This window comes from Corynebacterium bouchesdurhonense (assembly GCF_900078305.2).
GTDB classification, from domain to species: domain Bacteria; phylum Actinomycetota; class Actinomycetes; order Mycobacteriales; family Mycobacteriaceae; genus Corynebacterium; species Corynebacterium bouchesdurhonense.
The window spans coordinates 867,861-884,491 of record NZ_LT546028.1; the positions used below are offsets into that span (position 1 = coordinate 867,861).

Consider the following 16,631-nt stretch of genomic DNA (forward strand, 5'->3'; position numbering starts at 1 on the left):
GCCTGCGAAAACCTGTGAGGCGTTTCCATATATGCGGTGCGTTGCATGGGGGCTATACTTCGACGCATGTCTTACACTCCCCGTCACGCGAAGCCGTCCCCGTGGAAGCGCCGAGCTGCGTCCGTCGCTGCCGGCCTCGGCGTCGTCGCATCGCTGGCCGCTCACCCGGGAGCGGCTGAGGCCGCCCCGAGTGTTGCTGGCTTGTCCTCCGGCATTGACGCCTTCAACGCCCAGGTAACCGAGCAGCTCTCGGGCCTCGGCTCCAGCAACAACCAGGCCGCGCGCGACGCCGCCTGGAACACCCGCAACACCCTGCGCCAGCAGGCCGACGCCCTGTCCGTGTTCGGACCGCAGGCCCCGGCGCAGGCGAAGGCAGGCATCGACCAGACTGTGGAGGCCTTCTTCCCCGGCCTGATCGCGGAGCGCACGCCCAAGCCGGCTCCCGCCCCGGCACCGGCGCCGGCTCCGGCTCCGGCCCCGGCACCCGCGCCGGCACCGCGAGCGAACCCGTGCCCGGCCGACGCGAAGGCCTGCATCGACCTGAAGAACCAGAAGTCCTGGCTGCAAAACAACGGCCAGATCTACTACGGCCCGGTGCAGGTGAGCACCGGCCGCGTGGGGTACGAGACCCCGCGCGGCACCTTCTACGTCAACCGCAAGGTCAAGGACGAGATCTCCTGGGAGTTTGGCAACGCCCCGATGCCGTACTCCGTCTACTTCACCAACAACGGCATCGCCTTCCACGAGGGCGATCCGTACGTGATGTCCCACGGGTGCATCCACCTGTACCACAACGACGCGGTCCGTTACTTCAACGATCTGCAGTACGGCGACAAGGTGTACGTGTTCTAGCCGGCGCGCGCCGATCCCCGTCAACCCAGTGCCCGTGTGGTACTGGGTTGTCTTTTTGCTGGTAGTTGGATAAAGTTTCCCGTTGGTGCTGCTCCAGAAGCCGGGCTTCCGGGTGCGGTGCCACGTAGCAATTGGTGGAAAAACGTTAAGTACCTGCGCAAATGCGCGGGCACTGTAGGAAGTGGAGTGTATGGCAAAAGAAGGCGCAATCGAGGTTGAGGGCCGCATCGTCGAGCCCTTGAAGAACGCGATGTTCCGTGTCGAGCTCGACAACGGGCACGAGGTTCTCGCCCACATCAGTGGCAAGATGCGCCAGCACTACATCCGCATCCTCCCCGAGGACCGGGTCATCGTGGAGCTCTCCCCGTACGACCTGGACCGGGGCCGCATCACCTACCGCTACAAGTAAGTAGCTTTTCGCCTCCTTACCCAGACGCGGCCAGCCCGGCCGCGCCGCCTACCTCCGGCCACGGTGGCCAGAGCCGCGCGAAATCACAACCCATCCTCCGGCACGGCCCGGACAAAGCGTTGCTTGGCGTGGACGGGTAGGGAGAAAACCACCGTAACAACCCGAAAGGAACGTGACCACATGGCACGTCTTGCAGGTGTTGATCTGCCGCGCAACAAGCGCATGGAGATCGCACTCACCTACATCTACGGCATCGGCCCGACCCGAGCGAAGGAACTGCTCGAGAAGACCGGTATCTCTCCCGACCTGCGCACGGACAATCTGAGCGACGACCAGCTGTCCGCACTGCGTGACGCGATCGAGTCCTCCTACACGGTGGAGGGCGATCTGCGCCGCGAGGTGCAGGCTGACATCCGCCGCAAGATTGAGATCGGCTCCTACCAGGGCCTGCGCCACCGCCGCGGTCTGCCGGTTCGCGGCCAGCGCACCAAGACCAACGCGCGTACCCGCAAGGGCCCGAAGAAGACCATCGCAGGAAAGAAGAAGTAACACATGCCTCCGAAGACTCGTTCCGGCGCGCGCCGCGGGCGTCGCGTCGTCAAGAAGAATGTGGCCGCAGGCCACGCGTACATCAAGTCCACCTTCAACAACACCATCGTGTCCATCACGGACCCGTCCGGTGCTGTGATCTCCTGGGCCTCCTCCGGCCACGTCGGCTTCAAGGGCTCCCGCAAGTCCACGCCGTTCGCCGCGCAGATGGCTGCCGAGAACGCCGCCCGCAAGGCGATGGAGCACGGCATGAAGAAGGTCGACGTGTTTGTCAAGGGTCCGGGCTCCGGCCGCGAGACCGCCATCCGTTCGCTCCAGGCCGCCGGCCTGGAGGTGTCCTCGATCTCCGACGTGACGCCGCAGCCGTTCAACGGCTGCCGTCCGCCGAAGCGTCGTCGCGTTTAACAGGCTGAAAGGAAAGAGGTAACTAGACATGGCTCGTTACACCGGCCCTGCTACCCGTAAGTCCCGTCGCCTCCGCGTCGACCTCGTCGGCGGCGACATGTCCTTCGAGCGCCGCCCCTACCCCCCGGGGCAGGCTGGCCGCGCCCGCATCAAGGAGTCCGAGTACCTGCTCCAGCTGCAGGAGAAGCAGAAGGCCCGCTTCACCTACGGCGTGATGGAGAAGCAGTTCCGCCGCTACTACGAGGAGGCTAACCGCCTCCCGGGCAAGACCGGCGACAACCTGCTCATCCTGCTGGAGTCCCGCCTGGACAACGTCGTCTACCGCGCAGGCCTGGCCCGCACCCGCCGCCAGGCACGCCAGCTTGTGTCCCACGGCCACTTCACGGTCAACGGCAAGGCTGTGGACGTCCCGTCCTTCAAGGTCACCCAGTACGACATCATCGACGTGCGCGACAAGTCCCGCTCGATGCTGTGGTTCGAAGAAGCTCAGGACAACCTGCTCGACGCAGTAGTCCCGGCCTGGCTGCAGGTCGTTCCGGACACCCTGCGCATCCTCGTGCACCAGCTGCCCGAGCGCGCTCAGATCGAGGTGCCCCTGCAGGAGCAGCTCATCGTCGAGCTCTACTCGAAGTAACCCCGGATTTCTTCCGCGGTCGCTTCGAACCGCGCAGTATCCCGCAGTGTCTCGCAGTCTCTTCCAAGGTTGCGTCGAAAAGCAACGAGCCCTGCGAAATCTTCCACACATCCATCCCGACCGGCATCAAATAGTGGTTGCCGAAAAAGGAGAAGTTCATGCTCATCTCTCAGCGCCCTCAACTGACCGAGGAGTACATCGACACCAACCGCTCGAAGTTCGTCATCGAGCCGCTCGAGCCCGGTTTCGGTTACACCCTGGGCAACTCCCTGCGCCGCACGCTGCTGTCGTCCATCCCGGGCGCGGCCGTGACCTCCATCAAGATCGACGGTGTGCTCCACGAGTTCACCACGATCAACGGCGTGAAGGAGAACGTCTCTGAGATCGTCCTCAACGTCAAGGATCTGGTGCTTTCCTCCGACTCCGACGAGCCGGTGGTTATGTACCTCAACGTTGAGGGCCCGGGCGATGTCACCGCCGCCGCCATCGACGCGCCGGCGGACGTGCAGATCCACAACCCGGAGCTGCACATCGCGTCGCTCAACGAGCAGGCCCGACTCGAGATGGAGCTCGTTGTCGAGCGCGGCCGCGGCTACGTCCCGGCCATGCCCAACTCCGGCGGAGAGGTCGGCCGCATCCCGGTCGACCAGATCTACTCCCCGGTCACCCGCGTCGCCTACAAGGTTGAGGCGACCCGTGTTGAGCAGCGCACCGACTTTGACAAGCTCATCATCGACGTGGAGACCAAGAACTCCATGTCTGCCCGCGACGCCCTGGCCTCCGCAGGCTCCACCCTGGTGGAGCTGTTCGGCCTGGCGCGCGAGCTGAACACGGCCGCCGAGGGCATCGAGATCGGCCCGTCCCCGCAAGAGACGGAGTACATCGCCGCCTACAACATGCCCATCGAGGACCTGAACTTCTCCGTGCGCTCCTACAACTGCCTCAAGCGCCAGGAGATCAGCACCGTCGGCGAGCTGGCCGAGTACACGGAGTCCGACCTGCTGGACATCCGCAACTTCGGCCAGAAGTCCATCAACGAGGTCAAGATCAAGCTCGCCAGCTTGGGCCTGACTCTGAAGGACGCCCCGGAAGATTTCGACCCGACCCAGATCGAGGGCTACGACGCTGAGACCGGCGACTACGTTGACACCAGCGCGGAAGAGACCGAGTAACCACACTGAGCACGCGCTCAACTAATCGCACACGAGGAGTACGAACATGCCTACCCCGAAGAAGGGTGCCCGTCTCGGAGGGTCCGCCAGCCACCAGAAGCACATTCTGTCCAACCTGGCCCAGTCCCTGTTCGAGCACGGTGCAATCAAGACCACCGAGGCCAAGGCGAAGATGCTTCGCCCCTACGCCGAGAAGCTCATTACCAAGGCGAAGCGCGGCACCCTGGCTGACCGCCGCGCTGTGGCCGCTGAGCTGCCGAACAAGGCCATCGTTGCCCACCTGTTCAACGACCTGGCCCCGCTGTTTGCGGGCCGCGACGGCGGCTACACCCGCACCATCAAGCTGGAGAACCGTTCCGGCGACAACGCCCCGATGGTGCAGATCTCGCTGGTGACCGAGGAGACCGTCTCTTCCGAGGCCACCCGCACCGCCCGCGCCGCCGCTTCCCGCGAGGCGCAGGCCGCTGCTGAGGTCGAGGCTCCGGCCGAGGAGACCACCGAGGTTGTCGAGGCTCCCGAGGCCGCCGAGGCTCCGGCCGAGGAGACCACTGAGGTTGTCGAGACCCCCGAGGCCCCCGAGGCCACCGAGGCTCCGGCCGAGGAGACCACCGAGGAGAAGTAGTCCGGCGCTCGCAGCGCGCCCAGCGCCCCAGCGAGCTCCTACCGGGCCGAAGCGCCCCGCCGCATTCGTGCGGCGGGGCGCTCTTCGCATTTCCGGCCCGCCGGGGGGTGGGGTACGCGGAGTGGGTACGCGGTGTGGGTACGCGGTGTGGGTACACTGCCTGGGCAATGAACACGGACACGGTGCGCATCCGCCTCGACATCGCCTACGACGGCACGGATTTCCACGGCTGGGCCCGCCAGACCTCGGGCGTGCGCACGGTGCAGGCGGAGATCGAGGACGCGCTCACCCTAGTGCTCCGCACCCCGGTCTCGCTCACGGTGGCGGGGCGCACGGACGCCGGTGTCCACGCCTCCGCCCAGGTCGCCCACGCCGACATCCCCCGCGCGAGTTTGGAGCAGCGGTCGCTTCGGGGTGATGCGGGTGCTCTTGTGCGTCGATTAGCAAAGCTCCTCGAACCGGACGTGCGGGTCTTCGCAGTGCGGGAGGTGCCTTTGCTTTTCGACGCCCGCTTTGCAGCACTCTCCCGCCACTACACGTACAGGGTGACTACGCATCCCGCCGGCGCGCTACCCACGCGGGCGCGGGACACCGCCGTGTGGGGCAAACCGGTGGACTTGGCCGCCGCGCAGCAGGTGGCGGACGCGCTGGTGGGCCTGCACAACTTCGCCGCCTTTTGCAAGCCGCGCGAGCACGCCACCACCATCCGCGAGCTGCACGCCTTTCGCTGGCGCGACGCCTCCACACCCCACGAGCCGGACCTGTACGAGGCGGAGATCACCGCGGACGCGTTCTGCTGGAACATGGTGCGCGCCATGACGGCCGCGTGCCTGACGGTGGGGGAGGGCCGCCGCGACCTCGCGTGGGCGCTGGCGCTGCTGGAGAAGACGTCGCGCGACCCCTCGGTGCAGCTGGCGCCGGCGAAGGGGCTGACGCTTGCCGGCGTGGACTACCCGCGGGATGAGGATTTGGCGGCGCGCGTGGAGGTGACGCGGGACCGCCGCAGCCTCTAGGCGGCACGGGTGCGCCCGCGCGGGTGGGGAGGCAATAGAATGCTTGCGGTACGCAGCAACCGGAGACAGGAGGCGAGATGAGCGCGATTGCCGCCGCCTGGTTCGCCGTCGCCTTCTTCCTGGTGCCCGGGTTCCTCATTGCGTGGGTGGCCGGCATGCGCGGCGGCGAGGCGCTGTGGGCGGCGCTGCCCGTCACGTTCGGCGTGATCGGCATGGGCGGTTGGTTGTGGGGGCTGACCAGCGCGCGATTCACCTTGTGGACGTACGGGGTGAGCCTTGCCATGGCGCTGGGGCTCGCCGCCGCGTGGCGCTACGCGTTCGCCCGCCGGGCGCGCTCGCGGGGCGCCGCTGGGTGGCGCGAGGCGCTCTTCCCCGGCGGATTCAGGGCCAGGCTTGCCGACGCCTCCTGGGTCCTGCCCACCGCAGGCATGGCCGTCGGCGCCTGGATGGGCGCGAACAACCGGCTGCAGTGGCAGCTGCGGGTGCCCCACGGCACCTGGAACATCGTGCAGGGCTGGGACGTGCAGTGGCACGCCAACGCGGTGCGATTCATCATGGAAACCGGCGTGGCCTCGGCGACGCGCATGGGCGAGCTGCAGAACCCTGAGACGCACGCGGCGTCGCTGTACCCGGTGGGCTACCACGCCGGCATCGCACTGTTTGCGGAGGCGGCGGGCCTGGAGCCCATCCCGGCCCTGAACATCGCGCAGGCCGTGCTACCGGCGCTGGCCCTGCCCATCTCCATGGGGTGTCTGGTGCTGGCGTTCATGCGCTCGCGGGGGCTGACCGCGCAGATCGGCGCAGGGCTCGCCGCCGTGGGCATCTACGCGGCGCCGCAGTTCCTGTGGATCTCGGATTACGTGGGCATGTGGCCCTTCTTGTTCGCCATGGCCATGACCGGGATCGTGGTTTGGCTGTTCCTGAGCGTGCCTGGGCGGCACGCGGCGGCGCTGCCCGCGGCCCTCGGCTTTTTGGGCGTGCTCACGGTGCACCCGTCATCGGCCACCGTGGTGGTGCTGGCGGTGGCGCTGAGCTGGCTCACGTCCACCCTGGTGCGTCCGGAGCGCGGGCGCCTCGCGGACACGCTGTGGCTGGCGGTCCCCGCGCTCGGGGCGTCGCTGGCCTTCCTGCCCCAGCTGCTGGCCGGCTCCGAGCAGGCCGAGGAGGTCTCCGGCTGGCAGGCGGCGGAGAACGCCGAGAACACCGACGGCTGGCACTCCACCTTCTTCATGGACACCCGCCACGTGGCCGAGTTCTTCCCAGACTTCGACCCCACGATCCTGCTGTGGCTGGCGGGCTTCGGGGCGCTCGCGCTCATCCTCTGGCGCGGCCAGGTGTGGCCGGCGCTGTTCTACGCGGTGAGCGTGTGCGTGGCCGCCAACGCCGTCACGCCGGTGGGCGGCACCTGGGGCGACCTGCTCTCGGCCGTGGGCAACCTGCACTACAACACGCAGCACCGGCTCATCCTGCCGGTGGTGATGTGCGTCTACGCGGCGGCCGCCATCGCCGTGGCGGTGATGCTGCGGGCCATCCTGCTCGCACCCGTGGCGGCCCGCAAGGACAGCGCTGTGGGCAGGCGCATCACGGCCGGCGCCTCGGTCGTGGTGGCGCTGGGCGTCGGCGCCTGGGCCGTGCCGGCCGTGCGCGACGCGGCTACCGCGGGGGCGCAGCACGCCTACTTCGGGTCGCGCGACGGCGGTCGCATGGTCACCGAGGAGGACCTCGCCGCCTTCAACTGGCTCGGCTCGCAGCCCGCCGCGTACGAGGGCTACACCATGGGCGACCCGGCGGACGGCCACTCCTGGATCTACGCCTACAACGGCGTACCCACGCTCACCCGCCACTACCTGGGCCCGGTGGGCTACCCGGGGGCGAAGTTCAGCATCCTCGCCGACGCGTCGGATTTCCTCGGTGAGGGTGTGCGCGGGGAGGCGTCGGCAAGCAATATCGCGGACGAGGCCGCGCGGGACCTCGACGTGCGCTTCTACCTCGTCAGCCCCGGCCCCTTCTGGGCGTTCCAGCGCCCGCACCTGGAGCTCGAGCGGGGGCTGTGGCTCACGCGCGGCGTAACCCCCGTCTACCGCAAGGGCGACACGGTCATCTTCGCCGTCAACAGTGCGTTCAGCGCAGACGAGCTGAAGGAGCTGCAGCGCGACGCGGTGCGCCACGGCTCCGACGACTTCACCGAGCTCAGCGCGCCCGCCTCCGCCGGCTAAACGGGCGGGCGCGCCGCTGGCGTTGTAGGCTGTGCGCAGCACACTCGGGGGAGGGTACGTGATGGCGAAGCTTCTGCCAACCACAAAGACGCAGGTGTCGGGGCACAGGTTCATGCGCCGCCGCGTCGAGCACGGACTGATTTTCGGCGACGTGCGCATGATCCACGACCCGCTGGGGTCGAGGCGCCGCGCCACCATCTTCGGCCTGATCGCCGTGGCGATGATTGCCGGCGTGATGGGCCTATTCGCCTGGATGCGGCCCAACCCGGATCCCGGCGACGCGCCGATCCTGCGCGCGGCGGACGGCACCCTCTACGTGCGCGCCGGGGACGCGCTGCACCCGGTGACCAACCTGACCTCCGCGCGCCTGATCACGGGCGCCCCGGCGGATCCCGAGCGCGCCGGCGACGAGTTCCTCGCCGCCCAGGCCCGCGGCGTGCCCGTGGGCATCCCGGCCGCGCCCAGCCTGTTCGCCCCGGCCGAGTCGGGCCCGGAGGCGTGGTCCGTCTGTGCCGCTGGCGCGCGGGTGGTGGTGCGCGCCGGCGACGCGCCCGCCGAGCTGGCCGGGGACGAGGCGGTGCTCGCCGCCGCGGACGGCCGCGAGTGGGTGGTCACCGCGGCGGGTCGCACCCAGCTGCCCAGCGCGGATGATCCCGCGGGCCGCCTCATGCGCCGGGCGCTGGGCATCGACGCGTCCACCCCGCGCTGGCGCCCGCCGGCGCAGGTCCTGAACGCGGTGCGCGAGCAGCCGCCGTTCGCGCTGCCGTCCCCGCCGCCGCGCGTGCTGCGCACCGGCGACGGCTGGTGGATCCTCGTCGGCGCGGCGGTGCAGCCCGTGACGGCCTTGCAGGGGCAATTGCTTATCGACGCCACCTTCCCACCAACCCCCGTCAAAGACACCGACCCCGCCGAGCTCGCCGCCTACCCCGACCTGGACCCGCCGCTCGACCTGCGGCTGCCCGCCGACGTCCCGCGGTGGGTGGACCCCGGCGAGCGCGCCGTCTGCGCGGGCCCGGAGGGCGAGGGCGCGTCCGCCCCGCTCGACGCGGCGGCGGCGGGGGCCGTCGAGCTGCCCGGCGACGGCGCCGCCACCCACTTCGCGGGCCTGCGCGCGGGTGCGGTCGCGGTGGATTCCGGCCACGGCTTCCATGTGGTGTCGGCGGCGGGAATCCGCCACCCGGTGCCGGACGCGGACACCCTCGCCGCCGTCGGCGCGGCGCGGACCGACGAGGTGCCCTGGACCGTCCTGTCGTTGCTGCCCGAGGGCGAGGAGTTGACGCGGGAGGCGGCGTTGGCGCCGGCGTACTAGGGGCGTCGGGAAGCAAAAGCCCCGCACGCGGCGAGGAGGGCGAGCCCGGCGGCAAGCCGCAACCAGCGGGCGGGCGCGGCCGACTCCAGTGCGGGCTTGGTGCCAACCGCTAACTGGCGCGGGGCGATCGCAGCGGGCGGCAGCTGCTCCACCGCGGCGAGGGGTTCGACCGCGGCGCCGCCCGGCTGGGCGGCTGCGCGGATCAGGGCGCGCAACTGCGCGGGCGAAAGGTGCGGGTAGCGCTGGATGAGCAGGGCGGCCGCGCCGGAGCCCGCGGGGGCGGCGAAACTGGTGCCGATGTACGGCTGCACCGTGTTCTGGGGGCCCGTGCCGCCCGCGGTGCCGCCCGCCCAGCCGGAGCCGTCGGAGGCCAGCGCCGCCTCCACCAGCCCGGGCGCGGAGACGGACGGGCCGGGCACGGGCAGGGAGTACGCCGCGATGCTGTGGTCCCCGTCGCGCGCGCCGACCGCGAGCACCGTGGGCTCGTGGGCGGGCACTACGGTGTAGCCGGGCTCGCAGCTTTCCGACGCATTGCCCGCCGCCGACACCACCAGCGCACCCTCCGCCTCCGCGCGGGCGAGCGCCGCCCGGATCGGGCCCATGTCCACCCGCCCCGCCAGCTGCGGCGGCAGGCAGGAGACGACGGAGACGTTGATCACGCGGGCGCGCTGGTCCAGCGCGAAGTGGATGGCGTCCGCCAGGGTCTGCAGCGACCCGGCGCCGCCCGGGGAGTTACCAGCCTGGCGGGCGCGCATGGAGGTTTGGCGGATGGAAAGGATCTCGGCGTCCGGGGCGATGCCGCGGGTCGCGCCCGCGATCACGCCGGCGACCACGGTGCCGTGGCTGTCACAGTCGAACAGCGGGTCCGGCGCCTGCGGGTCAACGAGATCGATGCCCGGGGTGAGGCGGCGCAGCTCCGGGTTTGGGGCGACGCCCGTGTCGATCACCGCCACGCGCACCCCGGCCCCGGTGGCGAAGCGGCGCAGCTGCGCGAGCTGCGGGTCCGGAGCCGGGAGGTCGGCGGCGGCGACGCGCGCGGGCATGGCGCAGGCGTCCTCGGCGGCGGGGAGCTCCTGGGCGCGCGCGGCGGGCGGGGTCAGCGCGAGCGCCAGCGCCGGTGCCAGCGCCGGTGCCAGCGCGGGCAGGCGGGCGGCGCGGCGCATCACAGCCCCCGAATCGCGGCGAACACGCCGGTGAGGTGGACGGCGAGCGGGACCGCGGCGATGATGGCCGCCGTCTCGGCCCGCTCGAACCACACCACCGTGGTGGGCTCCAGCTTGGGTAGGTGCGTCGCCCACAGTGGGGCGGTGCCCATCAGCGCCGCCGCGCCGGCAGCGATCACCGCCAAGGCGGGGTGCGCGCCGGGCCGCGCGGCGATCACCGCGCACCCCGCCACCGCGCACAGCGTGGCGGCGGCGAGCGCCGCCCGGGGCACCGGGTAGTGCTGGCGCAGGGCGTGCAGGGCCAGCGCCCCGGCGGTGCTGAGCAGCAGCGCGAACGCCCACCCGCTCGGCGCGGCCGCGAAGGCGAGCGCTGCGGAGGCGGGGATGAGGCACCCGGCCACGCCCGCGGAGACGGCAGCGGCGATGCGCACCGCCCGGGCGCTGCGCTCGTCCACGTCCGCTTGGTACCCGTCCGCGTGGGCGAACTCCTCGCCGGCGGTGGGGATGCGGGGGATAGCCAGCCCGGCGGCCCGGGTGGCCACGGACGGCGTGGCCATGACCAGGAATAACCCCGCGAGGATTGCGATCGCGGCTGGCGCGGTCGGGGCGGGAAACCAGGCGCCGGCCGCCGCGGCGGAGGCCAGCAGCGCGCAGGTGAGGTGCAGCGCCACCGCGGCCGGGCCGACGAGCCGCATCCACGCCCCGGCGGCTACGGCTGCGGTGGCCACGAGCGCCGCCGCCAGCACGCCCAGCGCGGGATCGGCGGGGGAGAGCCACTCGGCGCGCGGCCCCGCCACCCACGCCCCGGCGGCCGCGCCCGCCGCCAGCGGCGCGGCGGAGAACACGGCGCGCGATCTCGCCGCCCCGGCCAGGGCGAGCGCGCACAGCGCCGCCACCGCGAACGAGACGGGGAGCGCCGCCGGGCCGTCCGCGAACCGGCTGGCCACAACGCCGGCGCAGGCCGCGCCCGCGAGCCCCGCGGCGGCGTCGAGGCCGCGGACCTCGCGGGCACCGGCCGCCACTGCGGTGAGCGATTCGGCGGCGTCGCGCACCACGGGCGGCGCGGGCGGCTCGGCGGGGTGGAAGGTGATGAGGGAGCCGTCGAAAAGCCTGAGCTCATGCAGCGGCGTGTGCATATCAAGCGGCGAGCCGGCCGCGGTGGACGCGCACCACGGCCGGTCCACGCGCGGGACGTCGATCATGCGGCTGAGCTCGGGCAGGACCTCGGCGAGCGTGGACGCGGTTGGCAGCGACACGTCGATGTCGCGGTGGACGGCGCCCGCGCTGAGGCGGACGGTGACGCGGACAACGTGGTGGGCTGACGCAGCAGCCATGGAAAACCCCCGGTTCGTGCGGCGCGGACCCCCGTTTCGCCGCGCTGTGGGCACCAGTATGGCGCACCGCGTCTGCGCCGTCTACTCGGCCGGTTGAGGCGACACCGGCGCCGCGCTGGCCTAGAATCCCAGGCGCACGCTGCCCGCGGGGAGGGGGTCCGGCTCGGGGGAGTCGGCGTCCGCGGGGTGCACGGCGCGCGGATCACGTGAGGGGCGGGCGACCACCATGCTCGGACTCGATTACAACCCAGTTATTGCACCGGCGGCGCAGCAGCCCGCGGACGGCGCGCCGCCGCGGCCCGCGGGGGCGCTGCGCGGGGGGGGGGTGCCGGGGGCGCAGAGGGCCCCGCCGGTGCCGATCATCCGCATTGTCATCCCGGTGGTGATGGTGGTGGCGATCGGCGCGGTGATGGCGTTGATGGCGCTCTCCGGCCGCGGGGTCAGCCCCATGATGCTGGTGTTTCCGCTGATGATGCTGGTGGGCCTGGTGGCCATGTTCAACCCGCCCGAGCAGCAGGGGGATATTGACGAGACGCGGCGCGTCTACCTGCGCCACCTCGACGCCCTCGCCGGCCGCGCGCGGGCGAACGCGGACCGCCAGCGCGCCCACTTCACGTACCTCCACCCCGCGCCGGGCGCTCTGGCCACCGGTACCGCCACTGAGCGGGTGTGGGAGCGCGCCGGGGCGGACCCGCAGGCGTTGCAGGTGCGCGTGGGGGAGGGCGCGGCGGCGCTGTGCACGCCGGTTGAGGTGGACGAGCCTGGCTCCCCGGAGGACCTGGACCCGGTGTGCGCCGTGAGCCTGCGCCGCACGGTTGCGGCGGTGGGCGCGGTGCACGGGATGCCGATTGTGGTGCAGCTCGCGTCTTTTCCCGCCGTCACGTTGGCGGGTCCGCGCGCGGCGGAGGTGGCGCGCTCGATCGCGTGCCAGCTCGCGTTCTTCCACGGCCCGGAGTTGGTGGGCATCGACGCCTCGCGCACGGGGTTCGGGTGGGTGAAGTGGTTGCCGCACGCGCGTTCGCCGGAGCGCGCCGAGTTTCGCATTTCGCTTGTCGACGCCTCCCTGCAGCCCAATTCCCCGCAGCAGGCGTCGCCCTCCCACGCGGTGGCCGCGGCCATCGCGGCGCAGGAGAGCGACTGCGTGATCACCTTCCACCCGGACCCGGACTTCTGCGGCGACGAGGACGCGTTCCACCTGGTGTGCGCCGACGAGCTGGTGGCGCTGACCGCCCGTGGGCCGGAGCGCCTCGGCGTTCCGGACGCGTTCGCCGAGGCCGAGGCCGCCTACGTGGCGCGCCGGCTGGCGTTTTACCGGCGCCCGGAGCGCGCGGGAGCGGGGGAGGGCGGCGGCGTGCTGTCCATCCTCGGCCTGGACCGCCTGGGCGAGCTGCCTGGGATCGACGGGGGCGGGCCCGCGGCGCCGGGGGACGCGGCGCGTCTTTGGCCCGGCCGCGAGGGCACCCGCCAGCGCCTGACCGTGCCGATCGGCGCCACCCCGGACGGCCGGGCGGTGTACCTGGACCTGAAGGAGGCGGCGCACGGCGGCGCGGGCCCGCACGGGCTGTGCATCGGGGCGACGGGTAGCGGCAAATCCGAGCTGCTCAGGGAGCTCGTGGTGGCGCTGGCCGCCACCCACTCGCCTGATGAGGTGAACCTGGTGCTGGTGGACTTCAAGGGGGGCGCCACCTTCCTTGGTTGCGAGGGGCTGCCGCACACCTCGGCGGTGATTACCAACCTGGAGGACGAGGCGGTGCTGGTGGAGCGCATGTACGACGCGCTTTCCGGGGAGATGCACCGTCGCCAGGAGCTGCTGCGCAAGGCGGGCAACTACGCCAACATCACCGACTACACCGCCGCCCGCCTCGCGGGGGCGGCGCACGCGGACACCGGCGAGCCGCTGGCCCCGCTGCCGGCGCTGATGGTGATTGTGGACGAGTTCTCGGAGCTTCTGTCCCAGCACCCGCACTTTGCGGACCTGTTCGTGGCCATCGGCAGGCTGGGGCGGTCGTTGGGGGTGCACCTGCTGCTCGCGTCGCAGCGCCTGGAGGAGGGCAAGCTGCGCGGCCTGGACAGCCACCTGTCCTACCGCATCGGCTTGAAGACGTTCTCCGCCGCCGAGTCGCGCCAGGTACTTGGCGTGCCGGACGCCTACGAGCTGCCGGGCGAGCCGGGGTCCGGCTACCTCAAGGCGGCGTCGCCGGACCTGGTGCGCTTCCGCGCGGCCTACGTCTCCGGTCCGCTGCCGCGCCGGGTGGCGGGTGCCTCGCCCGCACCGCTGGCTGAGGTGCGCGAGTTCACGTGGTGGGACGCGGAGCAGCTCGCCCTCGATGCGGCCGGCGAGAAGGCCCGCGACGAGACCGTGGTGGAGGATCCCTCGGTCACGGTGCTCGATGCGGTGGTGCGCGTCACCGCTGCGCTCGCCGAGGCGGAGGGGATGCGCGCGCACAAGGTGTGGCTGCCGCCCCTGCCCAAGGCCCTGGGCCTGCACGCCGTGCACCAGCGCGCGCCCGAAGGTGAGTTCGAGGTCCCCGTGGGCCTGCTCGACGAGCCGTACTACCAGCGCCAGGACACGCTGTGCATCGACTTGGCCGCGGCCGGCGGGCACGTGGCCATCGCGGGCGCGCCGCAGACGGGCAAGTCGGAGGCGTTGCGCACGCTCGCCGCATCGGTGGCGCTGACCCAGCCAACTGACAGCGTGGCCATCTACGCCATCGACGCCGGCAGCGGCGGGCTGGCGGGCCTCGAGGTGCTGCCGCACGTGGCCGGCACCGCGGCGCGCGGCGACGAGGAGCGCGTGCGCCGCGTGGTGGACGAGGTGCTCGCCCTCATCGACGCCGCCGAGCCCCCGGCGCGGCGGACGCTGTTGCTTGTCGACGGCTGGCACGCGCTGCTCGCCCCCGACTCCAAGCTGGAGGACCTGCGCGAGCCGCTCGCCCGCATCGCCTCGGACGGGCCGGCTGCCGGCGTGCACCTGGTGCTGACCACCCAGCGCTGGAGCGCGGTGCGCTCGGGTGTGCGCGATCTCATCGGCACCCGCTTCGAGCTGAAGCTCACCGAGCCCATGGACTCGCTGATCGACCGCAAGGCGCAGGGCGCCCTGCCCGCGCGCCCGGGAATCGGGCTGAGCCCGGAGGGCAAGATGGTGCTGTTCGCCCGCACGAGCGCGGAGGACCTCGCTCACGTCGCCCGCGCCACCGCGGGCCAGCCGTCGGTGCCCAAGCTGAAGGTGCTTCCGGCCCACGTCGAGGTGCGGGGGCTGCTGTGCGACCCGCCCCGGCTCCCGATTGGGGTGGGCGGGCCGCGCCTGGGACCCGTCTACTGCGCGTCGGGCCACGCGCTGGCCATCGGCGCGAGCGGGGCGGGCAAGTCCACCTTCATCGCCGCCGCGATCGAGGCGGTCGGGGCGATGCCGCGCGAGTCGGCGCGCATGGTGATCCTGGACCCGCGCCGCGCCCACCTCGGGCGAGCGGGCGAGGAGATGGTGGCGTTCTACGCTGCGCAGGCCGGCGCGATCGCGGATGCCGTCAAGGCGCTGGCGGCCACGATGCGCGGCCGCCTGCCGGGGCCGGACGTGTCGCCCGCGCAGCTCGCGGCGCGCTCCTGGTGGCAGGGGCCGGATATCTACCTGGTCATCGACGACTTCGACCTGGTGGGCGACCCGGTGCTGCGCGAGGTGACCGAGCTGCTCCCGCACGCGCGCGACATCGGGCTGCACGTGGTGTGCGCCCGCAAGTTCGGCGGGGTGTCCCGGGCGCTGTTCTCGGGCTTCCTCGGCGCGCTGAAGGACGCGCACCCGGATGTGCTGGTGATGGACGGCACCCGCGAGGAAGGCACCGTGTTCGGCGTGCGCCCCGGCCCGCTCGCGCCCGGGCGCGCAACCCTGGTGCAGGGCGGGGAGATCGTCGGCGCGGTGCAGGTTGCTGCGCCCTATCCGGCGGGTAGTGCGCTGTGAGCGCCGAGCTGCGGGTGACCGCCAGCGACACCGCGACCGTGTTCTCCGGCGCGCTGAACCTGCACCGCTTCGACGCGCCGTCGCCGCGCGACATCGCGGCCCAGATCCGCACCGCCCTCGGCCCAGACACCGCCGGCGCGCGGGTGCACCTGTGCGCCGAGCCGGAGCGCGCCGCGCAGATCGAGGCCGCTCTCGCCGGTTCGGGGATCGCGGTGACCTGCGAGGAGCTTTCGCTTGTCGACGCACCCGACCCACCTTCCCCCGCTCTCGAACTGCACCGCCCCACCGGCGAGGAGCCCGGCGGGCGCGACTGGGCGGTGTGGGCCGTGGCCGCCGTGGTGGCCGCCGCGGCCGCCGCGTGCGCCGTGGCCGTGGCCGCGACGACGCGCACGCTGCACGCGCCGCCCGACCCGGCGCCGCCGCCCGAGACCACGGTTACCCAAACCGCGGCGATGGCGAGTGGGGCGGCGGCTGAGGGGGATGGCGGTGTGGAGGAGGCGTCGACAAGCAACGAAGCCCCTCCCCGAACCGTGGTCCTCCAACGCGACGGCCTGCACGTGGAGCTGCCGGCGGGGTTCACCCTCGAGCCGGACGGCGAGCTGTGGCGGGCCACCGGGCTCGACCCGGACTTCCGCCTCGAGATCGCGGTGGACGAGCTGTACAACCTGCCGCCCGAGGCCATGGCCGAGCAGCTGCGGCGCGACCTCGAGGCGGACCCCGGGGCCGAGCTGGTGGCCGTGGACGGGCAGAAGCTGACGTACCGCGAGCTGCCCGGGGACGGCTCGGAGGTGCTGTGGCGCACGTGGCCGGCCGGCAACCGGCAGATCTTCGTCGGCTGCCATACGCGCACGACGCCCACCCAGGTGCAGCAGGCAACCTGCCGCATGGCCATGGATTCCGCCTCCTACCGGCCCGTTTCTTAAGGGCAGAAAATTTTTTCGCCGCCGATGGAACCGGGGGGCGGTTTTGGCAGTCAAATACATGAACAGTTCACCGCTTGA

Annotated in this window: 14 protein-coding genes; 12 read left to right on the plus strand and 2 right to left on the minus strand. The window is 71.9% G+C overall.

Annotated features, from left to right (window positions below; translation table 11 throughout):
* Positions 1-66 precede the first annotated feature (66 nt).
* The 10 genes from BN4252_RS08870 to eccB all read left to right on the plus strand — a co-directional run bounded on the left by BN4252_RS08870 (position 67) and on the right by eccB (position 9,181).
* Positions 67-852 carry a L,D-transpeptidase gene (locus tag BN4252_RS08870; protein ID WP_078056873.1) on the plus strand — a complete coding sequence of 262 codons (786 nt, stop codon included), beginning with the start codon at positions 67-69 and terminating at the stop codon, positions 850-852.
* 190 nt (positions 853-1,042) lie between these two features.
* A complete protein-coding gene (infA, locus tag BN4252_RS08875) occupies positions 1,043-1,261 on the plus strand; it encodes a translation initiation factor IF-1 (protein WP_018017508.1) in 219 nt (72 codons plus the stop codon).
* 180 nt (positions 1,262-1,441) lie between these two features.
* On the plus strand, positions 1,442-1,810 hold the full coding sequence (gene rpsM, locus BN4252_RS08880; RefSeq protein ID WP_066529581.1) for a 30S ribosomal protein S13: 369 nt from the start codon (positions 1,442-1,444) through the stop codon (positions 1,808-1,810).
* Positions 1,811-1,813: 3 nt separating this feature from the next.
* Entirely contained in the window at positions 1,814-2,215 is a 402-nt protein-coding gene (gene rpsK / locus BN4252_RS08885) for a 30S ribosomal protein S11 (protein WP_066529586.1), read from the plus strand.
* 28 nt (positions 2,216-2,243) lie between these two features.
* Positions 2,244-2,849, plus strand: a complete 606-nt coding sequence (rpsD, locus tag BN4252_RS08890) for a 30S ribosomal protein S4 (RefSeq protein WP_066529589.1) — start codon at positions 2,244-2,246, stop codon at positions 2,847-2,849.
* Positions 2,850-3,007: 158 nt separating this feature from the next.
* The gene (locus BN4252_RS08895) at positions 3,008-4,021 is read left to right on the plus strand and encodes a DNA-directed RNA polymerase subunit alpha (protein ID WP_066529591.1); all 1,014 of its coding nucleotides are present in this window, start codon (positions 3,008-3,010) and stop codon (positions 4,019-4,021) included.
* 46 nt (positions 4,022-4,067) lie between these two features.
* Complete coding sequence (gene rplQ / locus BN4252_RS08900) at positions 4,068-4,643, plus strand: 50S ribosomal protein L17 (RefSeq protein WP_066529594.1); 576 nt, start codon at positions 4,068-4,070, stop codon at positions 4,641-4,643.
* Between the two features lie 167 nt (positions 4,644-4,810).
* Entirely contained in the window at positions 4,811-5,656 is an 846-nt protein-coding gene (gene truA, locus BN4252_RS08905) for a tRNA pseudouridine(38-40) synthase TruA (protein ID WP_066529597.1), read from the plus strand.
* A 77-nt stretch (positions 5,657-5,733) separates the two neighbouring features.
* Positions 5,734-7,872: a DUF6541 family protein gene (locus BN4252_RS08910; RefSeq protein WP_066529605.1), complete on the plus strand. Its 2,139-nt coding sequence runs from the start codon at positions 5,734-5,736 to the stop codon at positions 7,870-7,872.
* A 61-nt stretch (positions 7,873-7,933) separates the two neighbouring features.
* On the plus strand, positions 7,934-9,181 hold the full coding sequence (gene eccB / locus BN4252_RS08915; protein ID WP_078056874.1) for a type VII secretion protein EccB: 1,248 nt from the start codon (positions 7,934-7,936) through the stop codon (positions 9,179-9,181).
* Here eccB and BN4252_RS08920 read toward each other — a convergent pair.
* Together BN4252_RS08920 and eccD are read right to left on the minus strand one after the other, a co-directional pair.
* Positions 9,178-10,344 (minus strand): S8 family serine peptidase, encoded by a 1,167-nt coding sequence (locus BN4252_RS08920; RefSeq protein ID WP_066529609.1) that lies wholly within the window; start codon positions 10,342-10,344, stop codon positions 9,178-9,180. The two genes, eccB and BN4252_RS08920, sit on opposite strands and share 4 nt — an antisense overlap.
* Positions 10,344-11,678: a type VII secretion integral membrane protein EccD gene (eccD, locus tag BN4252_RS08925; protein ID WP_066529610.1), complete on the minus strand. Its 1,335-nt coding sequence runs from the start codon at positions 11,676-11,678 to the stop codon at positions 10,344-10,346. The genes BN4252_RS08920 and eccD overlap by 1 nt, the downstream gene beginning before the upstream one ends.
* A gap of 226 nt (positions 11,679-11,904) precedes the next feature.
* Here eccD and eccCb point away from each other — a divergent pair, with 226 nt between their 5' ends.
* Entirely contained in the window at positions 11,905-15,630 is a 3,726-nt protein-coding gene (gene eccCb / locus BN4252_RS08930) for a type VII secretion protein EccCb (RefSeq protein ID WP_066529613.1), read from the plus strand.
* The gene (locus BN4252_RS08935) at positions 15,627-16,553 is read left to right on the plus strand and encodes a type VII secretion-associated protein (RefSeq protein ID WP_066529616.1); all 927 of its coding nucleotides are present in this window, start codon (positions 15,627-15,629) and stop codon (positions 16,551-16,553) included. The genes eccCb and BN4252_RS08935 overlap by 4 nt, the downstream gene beginning before the upstream one ends.
* Positions 16,554-16,631: the final 78 nt, after the last annotated feature.

Coding starts and splice junctions, on each gene's coding strand:
- truA (WP_066529597.1), top strand. CDS start 4,811: ATGAACACGGACACGGTGCGCATCCGCCTCGACATCGCCTACGACGGC.
- rpsD (WP_066529589.1), top strand. CDS start 2,244: ATGGCTCGTTACACCGGCCCTGCTACCCGTAAGTCCCGTCGCCTCCGC.
- eccB (WP_078056874.1), top strand. CDS start 7,934: ATGGCGAAGCTTCTGCCAACCACAAAGACGCAGGTGTCGGGGCACAGG.
- rplQ (WP_066529594.1), top strand. CDS start 4,068: ATGCCTACCCCGAAGAAGGGTGCCCGTCTCGGAGGGTCCGCCAGCCAC.
- rpsK (WP_066529586.1), top strand. CDS start 1,814: ATGCCTCCGAAGACTCGTTCCGGCGCGCGCCGCGGGCGTCGCGTCGTC.
- eccCb (WP_066529613.1), top strand. CDS start 11,905: ATGCTCGGACTCGATTACAACCCAGTTATTGCACCGGCGGCGCAGCAG.
- rpsM (WP_066529581.1), top strand. CDS start 1,442: ATGGCACGTCTTGCAGGTGTTGATCTGCCGCGCAACAAGCGCATGGAG.
- infA (WP_018017508.1), top strand. CDS start 1,043: ATGGCAAAAGAAGGCGCAATCGAGGTTGAGGGCCGCATCGTCGAGCCC.
- eccD (WP_066529610.1), bottom strand. CDS start 11,678: ATGGCTGCTGCGTCAGCCCACCACGTTGTCCGCGTCACCGTCCGCCTC.
- BN4252_RS08910 (WP_066529605.1), top strand. CDS start 5,734: ATGAGCGCGATTGCCGCCGCCTGGTTCGCCGTCGCCTTCTTCCTGGTG.
- BN4252_RS08895 (WP_066529591.1), top strand. CDS start 3,008: ATGCTCATCTCTCAGCGCCCTCAACTGACCGAGGAGTACATCGACACC.
- BN4252_RS08870 (WP_078056873.1), top strand. CDS start 67: ATGTCTTACACTCCCCGTCACGCGAAGCCGTCCCCGTGGAAGCGCCGA.
- BN4252_RS08920 (WP_066529609.1), bottom strand. CDS start 10,344: ATGCGCCGCGCCGCCCGCCTGCCCGCGCTGGCACCGGCGCTGGCACCG.